A 22613-nucleotide genomic window follows, 5' to 3' on the forward strand; every position below is an offset into this window, starting at 1 on the left:
TAGTTCTAAACATATCCACGAACCTATCAATTCCCATCACAAGAGCCATTCCCTCCAAAGGTAAACCAATCTGTTGCAATACCATTCCAAGCATTATGACCCCGACTCCGGGAACTCCTGCTGTTCCTATTGATGCCAATGTTGCTGTTATAATCACTGTTACAAAATCTCCCATTGTTAAATTGACACCGTATATCTGAGCTATAAATATTGTTGCAACTCCCTGCATTATTGCGGTTCTATCCATATTTATCGTACTTCCCAAAGGAAGCGTAAATGAAGATATTGTCTTAGATACTCCAAACTCATCTTGCATTGTTTCCATAGAAGCTGGTAGAGTTGCACTACTTGAAGAAGTTGAAAATGCTACCATCATTGGTCCAGAAAATTTCTTTAAAAATTTAATAGGATTGTATTTAGCCACAAAAATTAATAAACTTTGATATGTTATCAAATAATGTAATAATAAAACAATAATTACACCTATAAAATATTTTAGGAGCGGTAACATTGCCACATACCCCAGTGTTGCAAATGTTTTTCCAATCAATCCATATACTCCAAATGGAGCCAATTGCATTATAATTTCAACCAACTTTAGAACTAAGCTATTTAACTCCTCCATTCCCTTTCTAACTGTCGAGACTTTATCTCCCAATATTGCCATACCTACACCACACAAAATTGCAAATACTATTATCTGTAACATATCTCCTTTAGCTAAGGCTTCCATTGGATTTATCGGTATCATTCCCAATAAAACATCTACAAATGGTTTTACTTCATTTACTGAAACATTACTTGTTACAATTTGGGATAAAATAACTCCCTTTCCCGGATTTATTAAAGAGCCAACTCCTAAGGCTAATGTTATTGCCACTGCTGTAGTTCCCAGATAAAAAGCTAAAGTTTTTACTCCCACTCTTCCTAATTTTTTTATATCTTCAACACCTGCTGCTCCAACAGTTAAAGAACAAAAAACTAACGGTATCACAATCATTCTTATTGCTCTTATAAATCCCGTTCCTAAGAAGTTGAAGAAAAAGTCTATCACATATTTTTTCACTATTAAATCGTTCCTAAATGGATACAATAACAACCCACTTATGACTCCCATAATTAATGATATAAAAATTTTATTTGTTAAACTTAACTTTTTCATCTCCATTCACCCCTCATAGATATCTTACTTTTACAAAATAAATTATATATTTAAAAATCAAAAAAATCAAGATAGAATAAAATATTTTTTCTAAAATATATTTATTTAGAAATATATTTTTATTTATAGTCTGATGGAGGATTTTTACTTTGTTTGTCGAATAAGCTTTTAAACTAAAATTTATTCTTTGGAGGATTTTTTATGATATTTGATAAACTTAGCACTTATGATAGACACAAAGTTCTAAAGAATATGATCGGTCCATATGTAGCTGTGCTTATCGCTCACTCTTTCTCCTTAGAATATAAATATTCGGCTGCCACAATCTGTATTCTAAGTTTAGAAAGTACAAGAAAAGCATCCTTAAGAAGTTCTTTTGAGAGGGTCTTGGCCGCCTCTTTTGGTCTGATTTTATCCGCTACAATTATTCGAATTTTTAATTTTAATCCTATCTCTTTAGCGGTATTCACAGGTATTTTTATGCCTCTTTGTATTCGATTTAATCTAATGCAAGGCTTTTTTACTAACATTGTTCTAGCTACACATTTTCTATTGAATGAAAATGTCTCCTTAGAATTCGTTTTAGATCAGTATATTCTTCTATTAGTTGGAGTAATCTGTGCTATAGTTTCAAATTTATATGTACCTAGTCAAAATAATGAGATTATTTCTCAGCTAGAAAAGGTGGACTCTGTAATGAAAGATATTATTTTTGACTTTGCTAAAGCACTAAAATATAAAGCTGTTTCACTGAGACAAGATGAGCTTTTTGAAGAACTCAAAGTCAATCTAGATGACTGCGAACAACTAGTTGAGATGGAAAAAGATAACCGATTTTTTTTCAAACAAATAGATATCTCCAAAAATTATTCGTTAAAGTTTTCAGAATATATGGTTCTTTTGAAAATTCGAGAATGTTTTAACAAAATATCTACAGATATATCTATAACATCAGAGTTAGCAGTTATTTTAAAGGATTTAGCAACATTGAATTCATCTACTTACACCTACAACACCCTTTTAAAAAGACTAAAACATTCCGAGGAAAGGTTCAAAAATGAGATTGATAAAAACAACTTAAATATTGAAAATAAAGCGACTTATTTCTTACTCATAGAGAATATTAAGGAACTCATTGAACTGCGGGTAAAAAATATTTTTTAAAGGAAAGCTATCACTTTTTTTTAAGAATAGTGCAGGTTAAAAAAATTCCCAAATCTTTAAGGAGGTTTTATCATGAATTCTTTTAGTTATTTAGATTGGCCTTTATTAGTGCTACATGAATCAGGTTCAACTTATGAATCTTCCAAGCAGTTAGATATTCTTTTGGAGTGCTTCAACACATCTTTTGTGGATAACACAACTGATTTTAAGAGAATATTCTCTGCTGATAAAGCTATTTCAGGAGTTGTCTTAGATTTTAATGATGAACTTGAAAATATAGTTAAATCTATCAGAAAAACAAATTCAAAAATTCCAATTTTTGTTATCACAGAGGACAGTCTATCAGAAATACCCTTGCAAGTTTTAAAACAAATTAATCTTGTAATAAATATTTTTGAAGACACTTTAACTTTTTTAGCTGGACAAATCGAAGTTGAACTTGAAAGATATATTGAATCTATAAAACCAATTTTCTTCGGTCAACTTATGGATTATACTCAAAAATTCAAATATCCTTGGCATACACCTGGTCATGCTGGTGGCACAATGTTTCTGACTAATCCTATTGGTAAAATGATGTTTGATTTCTATGGAGAAAATACATTTAGAGCAGACCTTTCCATATCTGTTCCTGAACTAGGATCGCTTTTAGATGATGAAGGACCTGTCAAAGACGCTGAAAACAACTCCGCTAGAGTTTTCTCTGCTGATAAAACTTACTACATTTTAAATGGAACAAGTTCAGTTAACCAAGTAGTTTGGAAAGGTAGGGTCACTAAAGATGATTTAGCTTTTGTGGATAGAAATTGTCATAAATCTCTTAATTATGGAATGGTTGTAACTGGAGCAATACCTATGTATATGATTCCTAGAAGAAACAGTCTTGGAATAATTGGACCTGTTAAATTAGAGGAGTTTACAAAAGAATATATTGACGAGATAATCGCTAATAATCCCGCATTGACTCCTGAGCAGAAGAAACAAAAGATTAAAATGTCTGCATTGACAAACTCCACTTATGATGGACTTTGTTACAACGTTAATAAAATCAAAGAATCTTTAAATAGCAATGTTCTAAATTTACATTTTGATGAAGCTTGGTATGCTTACGCTAAGTTCCATCCACTATATAAAGACCACTACGCTATGACTGATTCTGACAACGCTATTGATCATCCACCAATCTTTGCTTCCCAATCTACACATAAATTGCTGGGAGCATTTTCTCAATCATCAATGCTTCACGCAAAAAATGGAACTAAAGATAAAATTGATTTTGTAGTGTTCAATGAAGCATATCTAATGTATGGTTCTACATCTCCACAATACAGTATGATTGCCTCTCTAGATGTTTCTACTGCCATGATGGACTTTGCTGGGGAAGAGTTAATGAACGAAACTATTTTAAATGCTATTCATTTTAGAAAGAGAATCGCCAATCTAAATAAGGAGTATGCTAGTCTTAATGAATGGTTCTTCTCTTTATGGCAACCAATAAAAACTCTATATAATGGAGTTCTAACAGACTTTGAAGATATTCCTGATGAATACCTATTAAAAAATCAAAATTGTTGGACTTTAGATGCCAACAATAACTGGCATGGATTTGAAGATATTGAAGAAAACTACGTTATGTTAGACCCTATAAAATTAACTGTAAAATGTCCTGGTTTAAATGTAGATGGAAAATATGATGAGGTCGGTATTCCAGCATCTATATTGAGTAATTATATAATAAGTAAAGGAGTAGTCAATGAGAAAACTGACACTTACTCACTTTTATTCCTTCATCCAATTGGAACTACTGTAACAAAACAAGAGGCTCTTATCAAAGCTTTAATGGACTTCAAAAAAGACTTTGATAAAAACACACCTCTTACAGATATTTTCCCAGATTTAGTAAACTCTTTCCCTGAAAAATATTCTAACAAAGGCTTAAAAGATCATTGTTTAGATATGCATAAATACATTGTAGAATCAAAACTTCTAGATCTTATGGATAAGGCGTTCCAAATTATTCCTAAGCAGATTTTAACTCCTGCCGAAGCTTCAGTAGAAGTATTTAGAGGAAATATTGAACACGTACCTATCAAAGATTGTATGAATAGAACTGCTGGTGTTATTGTCGTGCCATATCCACCGGGAATCCCTGTATTGATGGGAGGAGAAAGAGTAGATGATAACTCTAAACCTATTTTAGACTTCCTTTTGGCTAGAGAGGAGTTTGAAAGAGTTTTCCCAGGATATTACAGTGATATCCACGGAATCGAAGCTTTCGTTGATAGTGACGGAGTTAGAAGATTCCATACTATGGTTATAAAAAATTAATTTTTTAAGGAGGCATCAAAATGGCTGATAGTACTAAAAAACTTGGATTAATAACTCTTACTGCCGTTGTTATAAGTGCAATGATTGGTGGTGGAGTATATAACTTACCTCAAAATATGTCTCAGTACGCTGGGGCTGGAGCGATTATTATTGCATGGGTTGTAACTGGAATAGGAATATGGTTTGTTGCCAACACATTTAGAATTCTGGCAGCAGCTAGACCAGATGCGACAACTGGAATCTACTCTTACGGTCAACTTGGATTTGGAAATTTTATTGGTTTCCTTATGGCTTGGGGATATTGGCTTTGTAACTGTTTTGCTAATATCGGTTATGCAGTTTTACTTATGGATTCTTTGGATTATTTCTTCCCAGGATATTTCACTGGGGGGAATAACTTTAACTCTGTTATCGGAGGGTCCTTGGTTATTTGGATTATATATTTTATAGTTTTAGCCGGTGTAAAAGGAGCAACTTCCTTAAATACTATTGGTACTATTGGAAAATTGGTTCCCATTGTACTATTTCTATTGATCACTGCTTTTCTTTTTAAATTTGGTGCATTTTTTATCAACTTCTGGGGTACAGAAACTATCCCAGCTCTTGCTGATAAGCCTCTTGGCTCTGTCTTTACACAAGTTAAGAGTACTATGCTTGTTACTCTTTGGGTTTTTATCGGAATTGAAGGTGCAGTTGTTATATCAGATAGAGCAAAAAGTCAGTCTGATGTTGGTAAAGCTACTCTTTTAGGATTCTTAGCTTGTTTGATTATCTACATTCTACTATCTTTACTTCCAATTGGATATTATTCTCAAGGACAACTTTCAACTATGGCAGCTCCTTCAACTGCAGCTGTTCTAGGTGGAATGATTGGAATTTGGGGAGACTGGATTATGAACATTGGAGTTATAATCTCTATATTGAGTTCTTGGCTTGTTTGGACTATCATGTTAGCCGAATTACCACTTGCTGCAGCTAAAGGACAAACATTTCCCAAAGCTTTTGCCAAAGTAAACAAAAATAACTCTCCATCATTTTCCCTACTTATTTCCAGTATTATTATGCAAGTAACTATGATTTTAGTTTACTTCTCAAATAACGCATGGAACTTGATGCTAAGTGTTACGGGTGTGATGGTACTACCATGTTACATAGCTTGTACTGCTTACCTTTGGAAAATATCAGCAAAAAATGACAACTATCCAACTACTATATTTGCAAGTAGAAAAAATGCTATAATTACAGGTTTCTTGGGAACAATCTATGGTCTATGGCTCATTTATGCGGCTGGATTAAATTATATGCTTTTAGCTGCAGTTATATACGCTATCGGTATTCCATTTTTTATGAGAGCTAGAAAAGAGTTCAACCCGACTCAACCTGAATTTAATAAAGAGGAAAAAGCCTTATCAATAGTTCTATTTATATTGGGAGTTTTAGGTTTAATATACCTAATTATGAACTATAAAGCTCTATTGGGGCAATAAAAATATATCTCTACTATGAAGCGTATAAGGAGGAACAAAAATGAAAATTGACAAAACTGCCATTAGTTTTTATGAGGATTATTGTGATGGATACGGTGCTCCCGGTTCGACTGGAAATGGGTATGTTTCTGTTTTAAAAGTTTCTGTGGGAACTATTCCTAAAACAGATGATATCTTGATAGATGGTATTGTAGCTTACGATAGAGCTGAAGTTAATGATGCCTATATCGGACAAATCAATATGTTGACTGCTTCATCTTTTTGTGGACTTGCCGGTCAAGTCTGGGGATATGATTTAGCTAGACACGACTCAATTGTTGAAGATTCTTTGCCAACAGTTTTAGAGGTACCTCAATTTGATGGATCAATTTTAAAAGTTTATGATGCTAAACCTCTTTTAGAAGCTGGTATCGAACTTTTTGGAACTGAATCTAACAGAAGATTCACACCTCTTCCCGGGTCACATATGATTTGTGCCAACAAAGGTGTAACTGCATATAGACCCACAGAAGATCGACCATTTAAAGAAAATGAAGGGTATGGAGTTTGGTGTTTTATCGCTATCTCTATAGCTAAAAATAGAGATAAAGATGCAAGTCTATTTATCGAGGACGCAGGTATTTGGACAGATAACGACAATCCAGAAGATTTAAAAAAATTCCTAGAAGAACATAGGAAAGCTATCATTTGGTCTGTCGTTGAATGTGGAAAAGACTCTCATGTGGCATACGATAGAACTTATGTGGGATTTGCTTATACTATTATGAAACCGGGTGAAATAGGTACATCTTTAACTTGTGGTCCATATGTTACTTTAGCTAGAAAAGCTGTCCCAGAAAAAGGGTTTGGAGAGTTAAATAATCTAACTCTTTCACAGTGGCTAGATGTTCAAGGGCTAGAACCTATCATAAAAAAGTAGTTCCAAACGCTTAAAAAGATTTTATCTATCCTAAAGAGGAGAGTGGGGTAAAAATATCCTACTCTCTTTTATTGTATATTTTAATGAAAAAGTAATCATAAAAAGATTAATTTTAGTTCCCATGAATAAATTGACAAATCAAGTGAGATAATATATCATTAAGACATATACAAAAGCCATCTTAACAAACTAAAGAAAAAGGAAATATCTATTTTATCCCGTATTTCTTAGAAGATGTGCAAATATTTATCGAACTTAATTAAAAAAATATAAATTTTTAGGAGGTTTCCAAATGGCAGTTAAAGTAGCGATTAATGGATTCGGAAGAATTGGAAGATTAGCATTAAGATTAATGATGAACAACCCTGAGTTTGAGGTAGTAGCAATAAATGATTTAACAGACGCAAAAACTCTTGCTCACCTTTTCAAATATGATTCAGCACAAGGTAGATTCAATGGAACTATCGAGGTTATCGAGGGAGGGTTCTCTGTAAATGGAAAGAAAATTAAAGTTTTAGCTGATAGAGATCCTAAAAACTTACCTTGGAAAGAGTTAAATGTAGACGTTGTTCTTGAGTGTACTGGATTCTTTACTTCTCAGGAGAAAGCTGGACTTCACCTAGAAGCTGGAGCTAAAAAAGTTGTTATATCTGCACCTGCTACAGGAGATATCAAAACTATCGTATTCAACGTAAATCAAGATATTTTAGATGGTACAGAGACAGTAATTTCAGGAGCTTCTTGTACAACTAACTGTTTAGCACCAATGGCTAATGTATTAAATAAAGAGTTTGGAATTGTAGAAGGATTAATGACTACTATCCACGCTTATACAAATGACCAAAACACATTGGATGGACCACACGCTAAGGGAGATTTAAGAAGAGCTAGAGCTGCTGCTGCTAACATTGTTCCTAATACAACTGGAGCTGCGAAAGCAATCGGATTAGTAATCCCTGCATTAGCTGGAAAATTAGATGGTTCTGCACAAAGAGTACCAGTAATTACTGGATCATTAACTGAGTTGATAACTGTTTTAGAAAAACCAGTAACTGTTGCTGAAGTTAACGCTGCTATGAAGGCTGCTGCAAACGAGTCATTTGGATATACTGACGAAGAGCTAGTATCTTCTGATATTATCGGAATTGAGTTCGGATCATTATTTGATGCAACTCAAACAAAAGTTATGACTGTTGGAGATAAGCAATTAGTTAAAACTGTTGCTTGGTATGACAATGAAATGTCTTACACTGCTCAATTAATCAGAACTTTAAAGTACTTCGTAGAACTTTCTAAATAGTTAGAGCATCTGGGAAAAACAGAATAAACAGAATAGCGGAGCTAGATAGTTCCGCTTTTTTTTAAGAAAATATAAATAATTTATGAAATATTGGGAGGTTCACATAAAATGGCAAAGAAAATTGTAACTGATTTAGATGTAGCTGGTAAAAAGGTTTTAATGAGAGTTGATTTTAACGTTCCTATGAAAGATGGACAAATCACTGATGAGAATAGAATAGTAGCTGCTTTACCAACTATAAAATATGTTTTAGAAAACGGAGGAAAAGTTATCGCTTTCTCTCATTTAGGAAAAGTAAAAGAAGTAGCTGATTTGGAAAAGAGAAATATCGAACCTGTTGCTAAAAGATTAGCTGAACTTCTAGGACAACCTGTTACTTTCATCAACGCTACAAGAGGAGAGGAGTTAGAAAAAGCTGTTGCTAACTTAAAAGATGGAGAGATTCTTATGTTCCAAAACACTAGATTTGAAGATTTAGATGGGAAAAAAGAATCTAAAAATGATCCTGAATTAGGAAAATATTGGGCTTCTTTAGGTGATCTATTTGTCAATGACGCATTCGGAACTGCTCACAGAGCCCATGCTTCCAATGTTGGAATCGCCGCTAATATCGGTGAAGGAAATACCGCTGCTGGATTCCTGATGGAGAAGGAAATCAAGTTTATCGGTGGAGCTGTTGATGCACCAGAAAGACCTCTAGTTGCTATCTTAGGAGGTGCTAAAGTCTCTGACAAAATTGGAGTTATCGAAAACTTACTAGTTAAAGCTGATAAAATTTTAATCGGTGGAGCTATGATGTTTACATTCTTCAAGGCTTTAGGAAAAAATACAGGAAAATCTCTTGTTGAAGAGGACAAAGTGGATTTAGCCAAATCTTTACTAGAAAAAGCTAACGGAAAGATAGTTTTACCTATCGATACAGTGGTTTGTAAAGAGTTTTCTAATGATGCACCACATTCAGTTGTATCAGTAGATGCAATTCCTGATGATGAGATGGGATTGGATATTGGACCTGCTACGGTTAAACTTTTTGCCGATCAGCTAATTGGAGCAAAAACTGTTGTATGGAATGGACCAATGGGTGTTTTTGAAATGTCTAACTACGCTAAGGGAACTATTGGAGTTTGTGAGGCTATCGCTAACTTAGAGGATGCTACTACTATAATTGGTGGTGGAGACTCTGCTGCTGCTGCTATCTCTTTAGGATTTGCTGATAAATTCTCTCACATTTCTACTGGTGGTGGAGCTTCTCTAGAATACTTAGAGGGTAAAAAATTACCTGGTGTAGAGTCTATATCTGATAAATAATATGCTTTATATATGAAAAAAGAACTCCGGGGGGCGGAGTTCTTTTTAAATTTTTCTCAAATATATATTAGGGGGAATATATTAGAGAAAAGGATTTGTACACATAGAGTATCATTTTTAGTATACTGTGTATATATACTTTTTTTAACTCTTTTTATATCATAAAAAATATATTTCCTATTTTTTTAATTTTAAAAATCTTTTATCTAAAGCATATTCTATAAAACATCTTTGAATCTCTCTCAAGCTCAAAGTATTTACCTTTCTAAGATTCTTAATACTATAACTTTCTGTATCTGATATTATCAAATCATAGCTTTCAATCTCTTCTTTACTTTTAAACCTAAACTCTAAAAAAGACTCTGTTGTAAAAGATATTTTTGGATAAAAAGTTTTCATGGAGTTAATAACCCTTCGATTATACTCACTATCTATATTTCTGGATACACTCAACACTTTGAATCCCTCTATATATTCTTCTAACATAAAAAAATTTGTTATACAACTCGCCAGCCTCAAAATATCGGAATATATCATCTCAATTCCTAACTCCTTTAGACTCTCCTCCACTATTTTCCCCAATTTTTTACATCTCTCCGAATTTGGACTTTTTCTAACCCATAACACCCCGTATTTTTTATCTAAGTATCCCATAGCATAACAGTTTTCAAGTTGCCTATATAGTTCTCTTCTCTCCCAGTCATCCAAATTAAATATATCTTGAATTTTATTTATAAATTTTTCATAGCTCTCCTTCAAGAATCTATTCAAGTCACTGATATACATAATCTTTAACACTACACTTGCCAAAAATCTTTTAAACTCAAGGGATACCTCATCCAAAGACTCTATTTTTTCTAACCTCAACAATACTGCGCCAAACTCCTTATGTTTTTCAATTCCATTTAACTCGTACTCTGTAGCGCCCTTAATTTTTTCTATTATCGCCATTGTATAAATTGCATAGTATGAAAAAGAGGATTTTCTTAACTTAAACTCCTCTGAAATTTGAGAGTATATTTTCAAATATTTCTCCTCTTCTAAAATATCTATCTCTTCTAACAACTCTTTTCTTTGTTTAGATAGAAACTCTCTATCTATAAATAACTTCATTATTTTTTCACAGAGTATATTATATAGGTTTCCCTCATTGATATCTTTTAGAAAAATTCCTTTTGAGTTTTTAGATTCCACTTTAATTTCCTTCTTTTCTAAAAACTCCCGTACTTTTTTTAAATCTTTGACAGCTGTGGTTCTTGAAACCCCCATAGTCTGCCTCTCTTTTTCCAGATTGATATATCTATCTAAAAGTAATCTTATACAATATATATCTTGCCTTTCTCTCGACGAAAGAATATCCAATTTTGAAAAAAACTCGGAGAACTTTTCATCTCTATTTTCAAGACTATAAATATTATTTATTTTTTTTATTGGCTTTATTCCTTTTTCACGTAGATATTCGTTCAGTATACTTATATTTCTTTCTATAGAATTTATATCTAAATCCACATATTTTGTTATTTCTTCTAAATGGATATCCCCATGTAACAAAACCTTTAGCAGAGCTATTGCTTTATTTGACATATACCATCCCCTTAAAATTTTTTCTCTCTATATGTAACTTTTCATAACCTCTAATCTCCCATTTATACTAACAGATGTCTTAGCTGGTATAAAGTAAGTATCACCCTTTTTAACTTCATACACTACTCCATCAGATTTTAATGTTCCTTCTCCATCAAGTATTGAATATACTTTAAAATTCTTATAAGCTTCATCTTCAAATACTCCCTCAACTAATAACCTATCAACAGAGAAATATTCGCCCTTTATTAACTCTTCAACAGTTGCATCCTGAACTCTTATTTTTTTTCTTGTGTCTTCAGAACTGATATTCACATCCTTTCCAAATTGGATTACATCCATAGCTTTGTCCAGATGTAACTCTCTTTTCACTCCGTCCACTTCTCTATCGAAATCATATATTCTATAAGTTGTATCTGAATTTTGTTGTATCTCACAGATTAAAATAGACCCCTCTAAAGTTCCATGAACTACCCCGGGTTTTACGTCTATAAAATCTCCTTTCTTTACACTTACCTCATTGAAGAGCTCTGTAAAATCTTTTCTTTTTACCTTTTCTTCATATATCTCTGGAGTTATCTCCTTTTTAAGCCCCAATATAAGTTTAGCATCCGAACTCGCCTCCATAACATACCACACTTCACTTTTTCCAAACTCTTTCTCCACCCTTAAAGCGTACTCATCACTTGGATGAACTTGTACAGATAGTTTATCATTGATATCTAGATACTTTATTAAAAGAGGAAACTTCTCCCCATACTTTTCAACAATCTCCTCACCTACAAGCTTTGTTCCATATTTTTTAAATATATCTTCTAGGCTTTTCCCTTTGAACTCACCATTCTCAACATAAGACATCCCAGCTTGATGACAGCTCACCTCCCAAGACTCTCCATATAGCTCATCAGTAGGTAATTGAAAGTCTAAAGTCGTTTCAAACCCTCTTCCTCCCCATATTTTTTTCACTAGATTTTTTTTAAATTTTAATAGATACATATTCTCCTCCTGTAACTAATCCTATGATATATATTAAGTATTTAATTTTCTTATATTTCCATCTATTGTAACTTTATTTATTAAAAATGTAAATAAAAAAGAGGAAAAAACTTTCCTCTTTTTTACTTTTACTGCTATTATAAGTTATTTATGTTTATTGACTGAACATTTAATGTTCTTCCATCATCTGACATTGGTATTTTTATTTCACCAGTTCTGATTTTTTCAATAATAGCGTCCTTCCCCGGAACATTCTCTTCAAACCCAATGATTGACCAGTTGTTGTCAACTTTTGGATTTAGTTCTCCTTTTAGATTCTCCTGCACATATTTTACAATCAGGTCTCTAATTCTTCCTCCATCTTGTAACTCCTCGTAAGAGTCATAGTATTTATCTTTTTCTGTCACAAGACCTAAATTCATAAGAGTTCCAAATCTATAGTTATTTATAGCTACCTTATATGTCTTTTTTGGATCTATCGGTTGACCATTTATTGTTGCATCAACTATTCTTTCACCAGCTGGTTTAGATATATCCACTTTATAGTTCACTCCATCAAACATATCATAGTTGTACCCTCTAACTTTTGGATTAAACGATACAGTTACATCTCCTGGTTTCGCTTGGTTATAATAGTTCATTGACCATTCCATATACTTCAATAAGTTTTCTCCAGTCATATTTACACCCATCAAAGTATTTGTGTATTTGTATATAAATGCTACATCTTTCTTTTTAAAATCCCCAGCATTCAGATTAGAATCAAAGTTGAATACCGCTGCTGCTGAAACATCAGATTTAGCAAAGTAGTTTTGTACTTCATTTATTAGTTCAATTATTGCATTATCCTCTAACTGCGAAGTTGGCATTGTTGTAACTTTATCCTCACCAGTAATATAATCTGTTCTCTTTATAAATTTATCATTTACCTTTCCAACTACCTTATTTGCATCCGCTCTAGATTCATCATGTACATTCTTAAATTGATCTAGTATCCCCTTATCAGCTTCAACATCCTTTGTTTCCACATTTTTAGCTACTATATCTTGAACTTCCCACTTTCCATCTTTCTTAACGACTTTTATTTCCCCGTTTGAAACTCCCCATCCATAAGCTCCCGGCTCAAGAACTGTTGTTCCATTTATATCTGTGACATATCTAGCGTGTTCATGCCCTGCAAATATCAAATCAAATTGAGGATAAGCCTCCGCTAAATCAAATACTCCAGTTTTTCCGTACTCATCTTTTCTTCCTAAATGGAAAGCTCCCACAAGTACATCATATTTACCATCTAATTCATCTAACGTTTCTTTTACTGCCGTCATTGGATCTTCAAAAGTAAGCCCTTTGAAGTGCTCAGGAGCAGATGCTTCCCACATAGGTACATGAGGTGGTATTCCTCCTATCAAAGCTACTTTTACTCCTTGAATATCATAGATTTGATATGGTAACACAAATTTCGATCCATCATCTTCATTCTCTATATTTACGGATATTACCGATCCTTTAAAGTTTTTAACATTTCTCAGTAGAAAATCTTTTTCAAAATTAAACTCATGGTTTCCTAAAATCCATGCGTCATAATTCATTGTGTTCAAGGCCTCCACCATAGGGTGTGTCTCTAAATTATTGAATAGTTCAGCACTATTATCTTGAACAGTATCTCCAATATCCATCAAAATTAAATTTGGATTTTTCTCTCTTAAATTTTTTACAATTGTATAAGTTTTTGCAAGTCCTGCACTTGGGTCCTCAGAATCAATTCCATACTCATACGGATATATTCTTCCATGGACATCAGAAGTAGCTGCAAAAGACAGTGTAACTTCCTCTGGTCCTGCCTCTCCTTTTGTAATAATTTTTTTCTCTAGATTAAGTTTATTCTCTTGATACTCCTTAACCTCTGTGTTTGTTGCTGTTTTAGGTGCTTCCTCTTTCTTTCCACAGCCAATTAAAGCCATAGATAAAAGAGTTCCTAAAACTAAGAATTTAGTGCTTCTCACTATTATTCCTCCCCTTTTCTTTTTATTAATATTATTGAAACAACTGCTGTTATTGGTACAGTTGCTATTATACCTATACTTCCTGCCAAAGCATTGACAATCTCAATCGCTATAGCCGGTATGTTTATAAATTGTTGATAAACCATCCCGTATCCCCATATCATCATCATCAAAGGTAATGACCCTCCTGCAAAAGCAAGTATCAATGTGTTTATCATTGTTCCTACAATATCTCTCCCTATCACCATAGCAGAGTTAAATAGCTCTTTTGAAGTCAAACTCTTTTTATGTTGATGTATTTCATTGACGGATGAAGATATTGACATAGCTACATCCATAACAGCTCCTAACGAAGCTATCAATATAGAGACAAATAACAATCCCTCTATTTGAAGTTTAAAATCTTTTGTTATATAGAGTAGTTGCTGTCCTTCCGATAAATTTAATCCACTTAAATTCATTATTTTTCCAAATCCATAGGAGATTAAACCTGCAATAGTTATTCCGCTTATGGTTCCTATTATAGCTGAGTAAGTTTTTCTATCGTAGCCACCTATCAATAAAAAACTTACCACAATTATTATAGAGGATAAAAATATTGATGTCGATATGGGATTTACCCCTTTAAATAAAAGCGGTAATAACACATATATTATCATTGACCCTGTAAAAACTAGAGCCAAGAGAGATTTTACTCCCTTCATTTTTCCTAAAATTAAAACTGCTCCTATAAATATTGCTCCCAATAAATATATCGCTCTATCTCTTTTTAAATTATATAACCAAACGGTAGTTTTTTCTTTTTCCTCTCTCACAGTAAATATAGCTTTCAAACCCACATCCGCATATACATTGTGAAGAGCACTTAAAGAGTTATAAACTTTAAAAACTTCACCCCTATGTTTTCCCTCTAAAATTCTTACTTCTAAATTTTGTCCACCTCTAAATTTTCCCTTTATAACAGGGTCTTTCATCAACTCTTCATCTATAACTTTAGTTACTTCTCCTTGAACAAACTCCTGTGGAAATTTCGTTTTTCCTTTTAAATCCACACTCAGTTTTGGAGAATATATCGCCATTATAAAAATAGATATAACTACTAACAGTGGTAATATTCTTTTTTTCATTTTTACCTCTTGTTCTATTAAAAATCACTTCCGACATAAATTATAACATTTTTTTAAAAAAAAATCTCTTTTTTGTTTGACTATTTTACAAAATTTTTGTATTATGGTATGTGTAATATCAAAACTTTTTTAGTGAGGTGTAGAAATGCTAGAAGCTAACATAAAAGAACTACTAAAAGGTAAAACTATGGACGAATTATTGGATTTAATAATATTGGGATTAGAGCACACTGACGAGAATGATAAACCACTTATGGAGACTGCATAATAACTCTCTTGAGATTTTCTCAGAGAGTTTTTTTATTTTTTGCTAAAATTGACCTTGATTATTTGTAATTTATGAGTTATATAAGTAGTAAGATTAACTGCTATATAGGGAGGGCATTATGGATTATAAAATCGTTAGAAAAGAGAATCAAAAAGAACGTCTTTGGACTGGAGGGATTTCTAAAGAGCTATATATTTATCCCGACGGTTCTACCATTGACAGTCCTTTTTATTTTAGAGTCTCAACAGCAAGCATAAATCCCGGTGAATATAACTTTACATCTTTCAAGGGATACAAAAGACTCCTAGTTTTATTATCGGGAAATATTAGACTCGAAGTAGATGGAAAAGCACACTGTCTAAAGCCACTATCTCATATATATTTTTCAGGGGATAGCCATAGCAGTAGCTTAGCTGACGAAAAAAGTATCGACTTCAATCTCATTTTCAAAGATAATATCGATCTTTTGGATTTCAAAATCATTGAAACAGAGTTTCTAGGTAAAAATCTATCTGCTAAGGCAATCAATATCTTTTATAACTTAGAAGAAAATCGTCACGTTCAAATAAATAGTAATGAATATACTCTTGGAAAAGAGGACGCCCTTATCGCTTGTGGTAACAATTTTAATATAGAAGGTAACGGTAGAGGTATTTTGCTCTCCCTAGCTATTAAATAAAAATCCCCCTTAAAGGGGGAAATTTTTATTTTAAATTACATTTTTTATAAATAGCATTGTGAGTAAAATTAGCATGGTTATTGTGATTTTTTCTTCCAATTTAAAACTCCTCCTATTTTTACTAATTACTATATTCTATCACCTCTTTTACTTTTTTTCAAACATAAAAACATTTCAAAAGGAAATTTTGAAAAAAACGGTAAATAATTAATGGAATACTTTACGTAGAGGGGGGCATCATTATGTATATTAACACAAAACATCTGCAAATTTTAAAGACAATAAAAAACAATCAGGTTACGAATATCAGAGATATCAGTGATATTTTTCTGCTGTCTAATCAACACGCTAAACTTCACCTTGAAGATATCTATTGCGAACTATTTCAAAAGCTATCTTGTGATTTAAAGCCCGAAGTTATTATTGAGCAGATTAAAAATTTTTCTAATGCAAAGAATATTTTAAGGAACTCTCAACAACTTACAAAAAATCAAAAAATTTTCTATTTAATTTTTCGCTTAATTAAAGATAAACACATAAAACTATCTCATGTTTGTGAAGATTTAAACTTAACCAAACGAAATTTGAATAACTATTTAAAAAGCATTTCAGATATATTTTCGCTCTATAAGTTCAAGATTAAAATTAGTAATAAGGGGGTTACACTTATCGATTCCCCATATTTTATTAAAAAATTCAAATTTATTCTCACATTTAAAACACTGGTAGAAAAAGATTTTTTACCAAAAAAAATCAGAAATGAATTAGTTAATTTTATAAAAATTGAAAACTTCTATACCTTTAGAAAAGATGTATCAAAATTTTTTAAAATCATTAATTGTGATTTTATAAAACATTCTGAAATGTCTATTTTTTCTTTTTATACTGCTTTTGTAACGCCATATAAAGAGCAAAAAACTGTCGAGAATATCTCATATGAAAATTTTCTTAAGTATAAACCTACTTACTATGATTCTGAATTTTTTCATAAAATTTTTAATTTTTTAAAGACAACTATTTTTAAAAATCTTCCCACAATTTATTTGAATGATTTTTTCAACTTAATTGATGTTCTCAACCCATTCAAAGATCATTTCAATAAGTTTGTTAGGAGCAAAAGTGAAGAGTTAAGACACGTATTTGCAAAGTATCTCGGTTCGCACATCTACACGAATACCGATTACTTTAGGATGGTCAACCCTTGGGTTAACTACGTCTATTTAAAAAATATTTTTTTCATTGATGATTCAGCCTTTTTAAATATAAATTTGAACTATTTTGCTAATTCAAATATATATGAGATGACACGGGAAATAAATAAAATTCTACCCGGCTTTACTCTTTTTGAGAGCATTTTTCTCTGGTATTATTTTTCTGAGAATGAGGACAGACAAGAAAATAATATTTTTGTTTTTAAAAACCTTCCATCTGCGATTATTCCCTCTCTTATAAATGAAATTTATAAGAAGCACAACATAAAAATAACTTTTTCTGTCAACCTCAAAGAGTTCAATGAATATCGAAAGCATCACTCCATAGATACCATTATCACGGTAGAGAATTTTAAAATTTATAGCAACGACATCCCCATTAAAAATCTATTTTTTCCAATACCTAACTTTCAAAAGATATCCCCTACATGAACTAAAAAAGAAGCTGGTCTCTACACCTACAAACCAGCTTTTTTTCTTATTTTATATTTTTCAAAATAAAAAATTTAAGATCTATCAAATTAGATTCCAATGGAAATCTATTTATTCTATACATGGGAATATCTAAAATATCATTGATATTGCCACTGGTTATTATCAAATCATATTCTTTTTCACAGCCAAATATCTCAAATATATGTGATGACACCTTATCAATCTCCTTAAATTGAAACATGGTTTCCAACTTTTTTAAAACTATATTTTTTACACTATCAACCTCATCTGAAACAAATAAAACTTTCATCTCTTTAAAAGCACTATAATTTTTTAATAATAAATTATTATAAATAATATAAAATATGCTCTGTATATCTTTTTTTACTAATGCTGTATCTTTTATTTTCTCTGAAAAATCTTTGTACAGATTTGTCTCACATATTTTCTCTGAAATAGGTAGTCTTTCTCTTATCACACCTATTTCTGCCAGTAAGCTCTCCATCAAATCGTCATCCTCTTCCAGCTCTAAATCTTTTATTACACCTCTCAATGTGTTCTCAATCTCCAAGGTTCTATCTTTTTTTAAGGAGCTATTTTTTACCTCTTTTATTACCTTTTCTATAAACTCTTTTCCTAAATCACATAGGATAAACTCTGTTATCTCCTCCGTGTTGTAACCTCTTATCCCTTTTTCTAATTTATGCCTTGTATTTATAGAAGCTAATTTACAAAATACTCTGTTGTAATAGTTTATATTGTATTCCTCTTTTAATACCTCTTTCACTCTCCCTTTCAAAATTTCTGGAGATACATCCCCCACAATTTTTCCTATTGTATTTTTTAGTATATTTGGGAAATTTATAAACTGCTTTTCCACTATGGAATAAATCTCTTTTTCAAACACCTGAATAATCTGCTCCTCATCTCCAAGTACTTTTATTCCTCTAGATGGTAACTCTTTTATTTTTATGTTCTCTGCAATAAACTCCTTTTTAATTACTGCTAAATCTTTTTTCAAGGTGGTTCTTGATGTATTTAAGTACTCAGCTTCCTTTGTTAAATTTATGACCTCTTTGGAAAAAAGTTTTAATTTTAGGTATCTTCTTCTATTCTCTGAAAACATACCTGTAAAATCACTGATTATTTTATTTAGTTCGTTACTTTTTAAATTTACTGTGAAAATACCTTTTTCACATTTTTTTATTGTATCCAATTTATATGTTTTTAAGATATAGTTTATATTTTCTATATCGTATCTTATTGTCCTTGTGTGTACATTAAAATTTTCTGAAAGTTTTTTTAGTGTGAACTCACTTGTTTCATTTAAAATAGATAAAATATTTATGCACCTCTCATTAATGACCATTTGATGCCCTCCCCCGATATTTTTTCTTTATTCCTATTGTATCTCTTTTTTGGAAAACAGTCTTTATGAAAAAAATTTTATTTTTATTTTACTTTATTTCACTATGAAAAAAATTTTAAAAATTTTAATATTTTTTTCACATTGTTTGAAAATATTTTATGTTTTTATATCCTGTTTCTATATTTACATCCTCTAGAACTCCATCTTCATCTATCAAAAGTGTTGTTGGAATATTTATGACTCCAAATTGACTATATAAAGATTTATCCTCTGTGTCATAATATGGTCTGAATGTATACCCATTCTCTTTCATATATCTTTCCACCTTTTCTCTGTTGTCAGTTCTATATGGACCAAATACAACTATAAATTCGATATTGCTGTCCTTATACTTATCTTTATATTCAAGTCCTAAAATCTCCTTTTCTTTTATACAATCTGGGCACCATGTAGTTGTAAAATTTAAAAAAACTTTTTTTCCTTTTAACTCTTCAAGTTTTACAGTTTTTTTCCCATCCAAGGATGTTATTTCAAAATTGTCCACTTTCTCGCCAATTAAATATGTCAACTGCTCCTCTCTCGGGTCTCTTTCACTAGGAAATGATATATTAAAAACCAACAGTGCCATCAATACCATTTTAACTATTTTCTTCATCTTTTTTCACCTCTATCTCCTCTTCATCTAAAATTTCATCTTCAACTACTTCAATATTTTTTATTAAGAAATTATTATCCTCATAGTATTCTCCCTCTCTACCAGCCTTTACCCCTATCTCTATTCTCTGTCTATCAAATGATCCTTTATACCGCTTACTCGTTGACAAGAGCTCAACCACATACTCTCCGGGTAGTATGTTCTCAAAGAAATAGTAACCATCAATCTCAGGCTGAGTTCTACCTATCTCTTCATCACCTTTTTTTAAAATAACATTTAGCCCAGCTAACATACTGTTGTACTCTCTTTCATCTGTCCCCTCGCCATTTCCTACAACTCCAGTTATCATAGAAACTGGTACCAACGGTATATCCACTTTCACCCCAGAAGAGATAGCACCTTTAAATTTTATTTGTTCTTTTCCTTGAATCAACATGGGGTCTATCGTTTCTTTATTGACCTCTACCATATGAATATCTTTATTACTTATATTTCCGATTATATATTTACCATTTTTTTTGACACTACTAGTTCCACCAGACGCAATAACTTCTGCTCCTTCATAGATATCCTCATTTTCATCCATTATTCCATTCGAATTTTCATCCACAAAGACTTTTCCTTCGACCCATCCGTCTGTGACATTGTTATTATTTATTTTCAACAGTGGATTTCCTAAGTAAAAAGATTTCTCTATTCTACCTCCCACTCTTGTTTTATTGTCCTCTCTCCTTATATCAGGAAACTCTATATATATGTCTCCATCAAATATATATGTGAATCTTACCTCAAAAAAGGTCCCTTTATCTTTCGAATGTCCAACTTCAAATGCAGCATCCACATCTTTAAAAAATCCCTTATCTGTTGGAGATTTTGCTATTCCAAACTTAATCTCATCCTCTGTCATTTCACTCTCTTCATAATTTACTCTTCCCTCTAAGACTGCAACAATACCGTCCATACCAGAATATGTTATCTTTCCTTGAGTTCCATATCCTTGAACCTCTCTTGGTTCAGTATTTGGGGTTGAATATTTATAGTATTCACTTGTTAAACTCATTCGTACACTACGGCTTAAAGTATAGTCTAAACTCAAATATATTTGATGTAAATCATCTGCCTCGTAACTATTTTTAAAATAACCTACACTTCCCGATAGTTTCCTAAACTCTTTACTTAAGTCAATGTTATATGAGTAATCCTTTTTTAAACGCTTTGCAGTTTTATCTCTATATTTTTCATACCTCATAGTCAAATTGGTATTATATGGTAATTTCTGTTCTCCTGTTCCTTTAAAACTCAACTCTTTAGAATTGAACTCCTCTAAAAAAGTTCCAGATATCAAAGTTGGGTATTCATCTAAGCCAAATCTATACGCCACTCCTCCTTCTAAAACTTCATATTTATTTTCCAATTTATTTTCTAATAAAGATACACCTGTAACCACAGTCAAATCTTTTGTCAATCCATACTTGAATTTTCCTAAATATTGATTTTTTTTATCATCTTTTCCCTCTCCCAACTGAACTACAAAGTCACTTTCACCTTTATTCAATATATTTTGATTTCCTAAGACATATATCTCTTTTGTTTCCTCACGTCCATCTCTATAATATATTTTTAGAGTATACCTATCCGTTGATGATAAGTTTATGACATCAAATCTAAAACGATCTCCTGTTACCATTTGAAAATCATCTAAACTGCCATTTCTATACAGCTCAACTAGATTAGCATTATATGCCTCGCCCTCTATTACTGTTCTATTGTCAATCCTTATTCCATAGTATTCATTTTTAGAAAAACTCGCCCCTCTCATGCTTCTTTCACTGTCGAAGATGGAATCGCTCTCCAAATAGAAATCTCCAAACGTTAAATAATAGTTATTAAATATCTCTCTATATTGGAGCCTAATATACTCCAAGTTACTTTCCGGGTAAACCTTTTGAGATATCTGAAACTCCCCGTATAAAAGTTCTGTTCCGTAGTCTATATCCACGGCATACTCATTATTTTCAATATCTGAATTGGTATATGATAGTTTTAGTATCCCCGGGGATAACAGCGATTTTTCCTTTTTTATATAATCTCCCTTAGCCTCCAACTCCCTCTCCTTTTTTGCCATTGCTAAGAGAGACCTTTGATTATTTAATTCATCTTGGGACTCTTTTGATGTCTTAAACTCTGGATATAGGTTTAAAATATACCTCTCATTATCCCAATTTGACTCTGGTATAAAAAAGTATCTTTTAAACTCATCTAACTCTATGAAAATATCATCCTCCGTCTCTATTGAGCTCTCCTTTGGAATCTTTATATCAATCTCTCTTTCCGCATCCAATTTTCCTTTGACCCTCATTCTTTTCTTATCAAATTTAACCTCATCCATTCTAGCAAAATCTATGAACTCCCCAACCCCTATATACATCTTCTCTGTTTCTTCATCTATTAAAACTCTATAAAACTCATTTTTTTGTCCCTTCATCTCTAGCTCTATATATGCTTCCTCTGGAGTTGCTGAAAAAATGATACTTTTTACTACACAGTAGATTAAAATTGCTCTGTTAACTCTTCCCATCTCTTTCCCCCATACACTCTTCCCATCTGTAATCTCTCTA

At 32.0% G+C, this 22613-nt stretch carries 17 protein-coding genes; 9 read left to right on the plus strand and 8 right to left on the minus strand.

From position 1 onward, the window contains the following. The coding region (locus tag ACWI69_RS04060; protein ID WP_448820572.1) for a dicarboxylate/amino acid:cation symporter at window positions 1-1162 on the minus strand (1162 nt) is incomplete at its 3' end. 201 nt (window positions 1163-1363) lie between these two features. On the opposite strand from ACWI69_RS04060, the gene ACWI69_RS04065 reads away from it, so the two are divergent. The 6 genes from ACWI69_RS04065 (at window position 1364) to ACWI69_RS04090 (ending at window position 9668) form a co-directional block, all read left to right on the plus strand. Further along, entirely contained in the window at window positions 1364-2326 is a 963-nt protein-coding gene (locus ACWI69_RS04065; protein WP_448820573.1) for an FUSC family protein, read from the plus strand. A 72-nt stretch (window positions 2327-2398) separates the two neighbouring features. Continuing rightward, complete coding sequence (locus tag ACWI69_RS04070; RefSeq protein ID WP_448820574.1) at window positions 2399-4654, plus strand: Orn/Lys/Arg family decarboxylase; 2256 nt, start codon at window positions 2399-2401, stop codon at window positions 4652-4654. A 20-nt stretch (window positions 4655-4674) separates the two neighbouring features. Beyond that, window positions 4675-6141, plus strand: a complete 1467-nt coding sequence (locus ACWI69_RS04075) for a basic amino acid/polyamine antiporter (protein WP_448820575.1) — start codon at window positions 4675-4677, stop codon at window positions 6139-6141. 40 nt (window positions 6142-6181) lie between these two features. Further along, window positions 6182-7060: a histidine decarboxylase, pyruvoyl type gene (hdcA, locus tag ACWI69_RS04080; protein WP_448820576.1), complete on the plus strand. Its 879-nt coding sequence runs from the start codon at window positions 6182-6184 to the stop codon at window positions 7058-7060. A 292-nt stretch (window positions 7061-7352) separates the two neighbouring features. After that, window positions 7353-8360: a type I glyceraldehyde-3-phosphate dehydrogenase gene (gap, locus tag ACWI69_RS04085; protein ID WP_448820577.1), complete on the plus strand. Its 1008-nt coding sequence runs from the start codon at window positions 7353-7355 to the stop codon at window positions 8358-8360. Between the two features lie 108 nt (window positions 8361-8468). Then, window positions 8469-9668 (plus strand): phosphoglycerate kinase, encoded by a 1200-nt coding sequence (locus ACWI69_RS04090; protein ID WP_448820578.1) that lies wholly within the window; start codon window positions 8469-8471, stop codon window positions 9666-9668. Between the two features lie 177 nt (window positions 9669-9845). On the opposite strand, the gene ACWI69_RS04095 is transcribed toward ACWI69_RS04090, so the two are convergent. The 4 genes from ACWI69_RS04095 to ACWI69_RS04110 all read right to left on the minus strand — a co-directional run bounded on the left by ACWI69_RS04095 (window position 9846) and on the right by ACWI69_RS04110 (window position 15378). Further along, on the minus strand, window positions 9846-11252 hold the full coding sequence (locus ACWI69_RS04095; RefSeq protein ID WP_448820579.1) for a hypothetical protein: 1407 nt from the start codon (window positions 11250-11252) through the stop codon (window positions 9846-9848). Window positions 11253-11279: 27 nt separating this feature from the next. Continuing rightward, entirely contained in the window at window positions 11280-12248 is a 969-nt protein-coding gene (locus tag ACWI69_RS04100; protein ID WP_448820580.1) for a type I phosphomannose isomerase catalytic subunit, read from the minus strand. Window positions 12249-12385: 137 nt separating this feature from the next. Further along, on the minus strand, window positions 12386-14251 hold the full coding sequence (locus ACWI69_RS04105; RefSeq protein ID WP_448820581.1) for a bifunctional metallophosphatase/5'-nucleotidase: 1866 nt from the start codon (window positions 14249-14251) through the stop codon (window positions 12386-12388). A gap of 2 nt (window positions 14252-14253) precedes the next feature. After that, entirely contained in the window at window positions 14254-15378 is a 1125-nt protein-coding gene (locus ACWI69_RS04110; RefSeq protein WP_448820582.1) for a YibE/F family protein, read from the minus strand. Between the two features lie 145 nt (window positions 15379-15523). On the opposite strand from ACWI69_RS04110, the gene ACWI69_RS04115 reads away from it, so the two are divergent. From ACWI69_RS04115 to ACWI69_RS04125, 3 genes are all read left to right on the plus strand, one after another. Continuing rightward, window positions 15524-15646 (plus strand): hypothetical protein, encoded by a 123-nt coding sequence (locus ACWI69_RS04115; protein WP_448820583.1) that lies wholly within the window; start codon window positions 15524-15526, stop codon window positions 15644-15646. A gap of 118 nt (window positions 15647-15764) precedes the next feature. Beyond that, window positions 15765-16325: a HutD family protein gene (locus tag ACWI69_RS04120; RefSeq protein ID WP_448820584.1), complete on the plus strand. Its 561-nt coding sequence runs from the start codon at window positions 15765-15767 to the stop codon at window positions 16323-16325. A 242-nt stretch (window positions 16326-16567) separates the two neighbouring features. Continuing rightward, the gene (locus tag ACWI69_RS04125) at window positions 16568-17968 is read left to right on the plus strand and encodes a hypothetical protein (protein WP_448820585.1); all 1401 of its coding nucleotides are present in this window, start codon (window positions 16568-16570) and stop codon (window positions 17966-17968) included. Between the two features lie 46 nt (window positions 17969-18014). Here ACWI69_RS04125 and ACWI69_RS04130 read toward each other — a convergent pair whose 3' ends face one another. The 3 genes from ACWI69_RS04130 to ACWI69_RS04140 form a co-directional block, all read right to left on the minus strand. After that, window positions 18015-19340 carry an HTH domain-containing protein gene (locus ACWI69_RS04130; RefSeq protein WP_448820586.1) on the minus strand — a complete coding sequence of 442 codons (1326 nt, stop codon included), beginning with the start codon at window positions 19338-19340 and terminating at the stop codon, window positions 18015-18017. Window positions 19341-19476: 136 nt separating this feature from the next. After that, window positions 19477-19995: a TlpA family protein disulfide reductase gene (locus ACWI69_RS04135; protein WP_448820587.1), complete on the minus strand. Its 519-nt coding sequence runs from the start codon at window positions 19993-19995 to the stop codon at window positions 19477-19479. Beyond that, window positions 19979-22573, minus strand: a complete 2595-nt coding sequence (locus tag ACWI69_RS04140) for a hypothetical protein (protein ID WP_448820588.1) — start codon at window positions 22571-22573, stop codon at window positions 19979-19981. The genes ACWI69_RS04135 and ACWI69_RS04140 overlap by 17 nt, the downstream gene beginning before the upstream one ends. Between the last annotated feature and the right edge of the window lie 40 nt (window positions 22574-22613).

The organism is Cetobacterium sp., assembly GCF_977044495.1.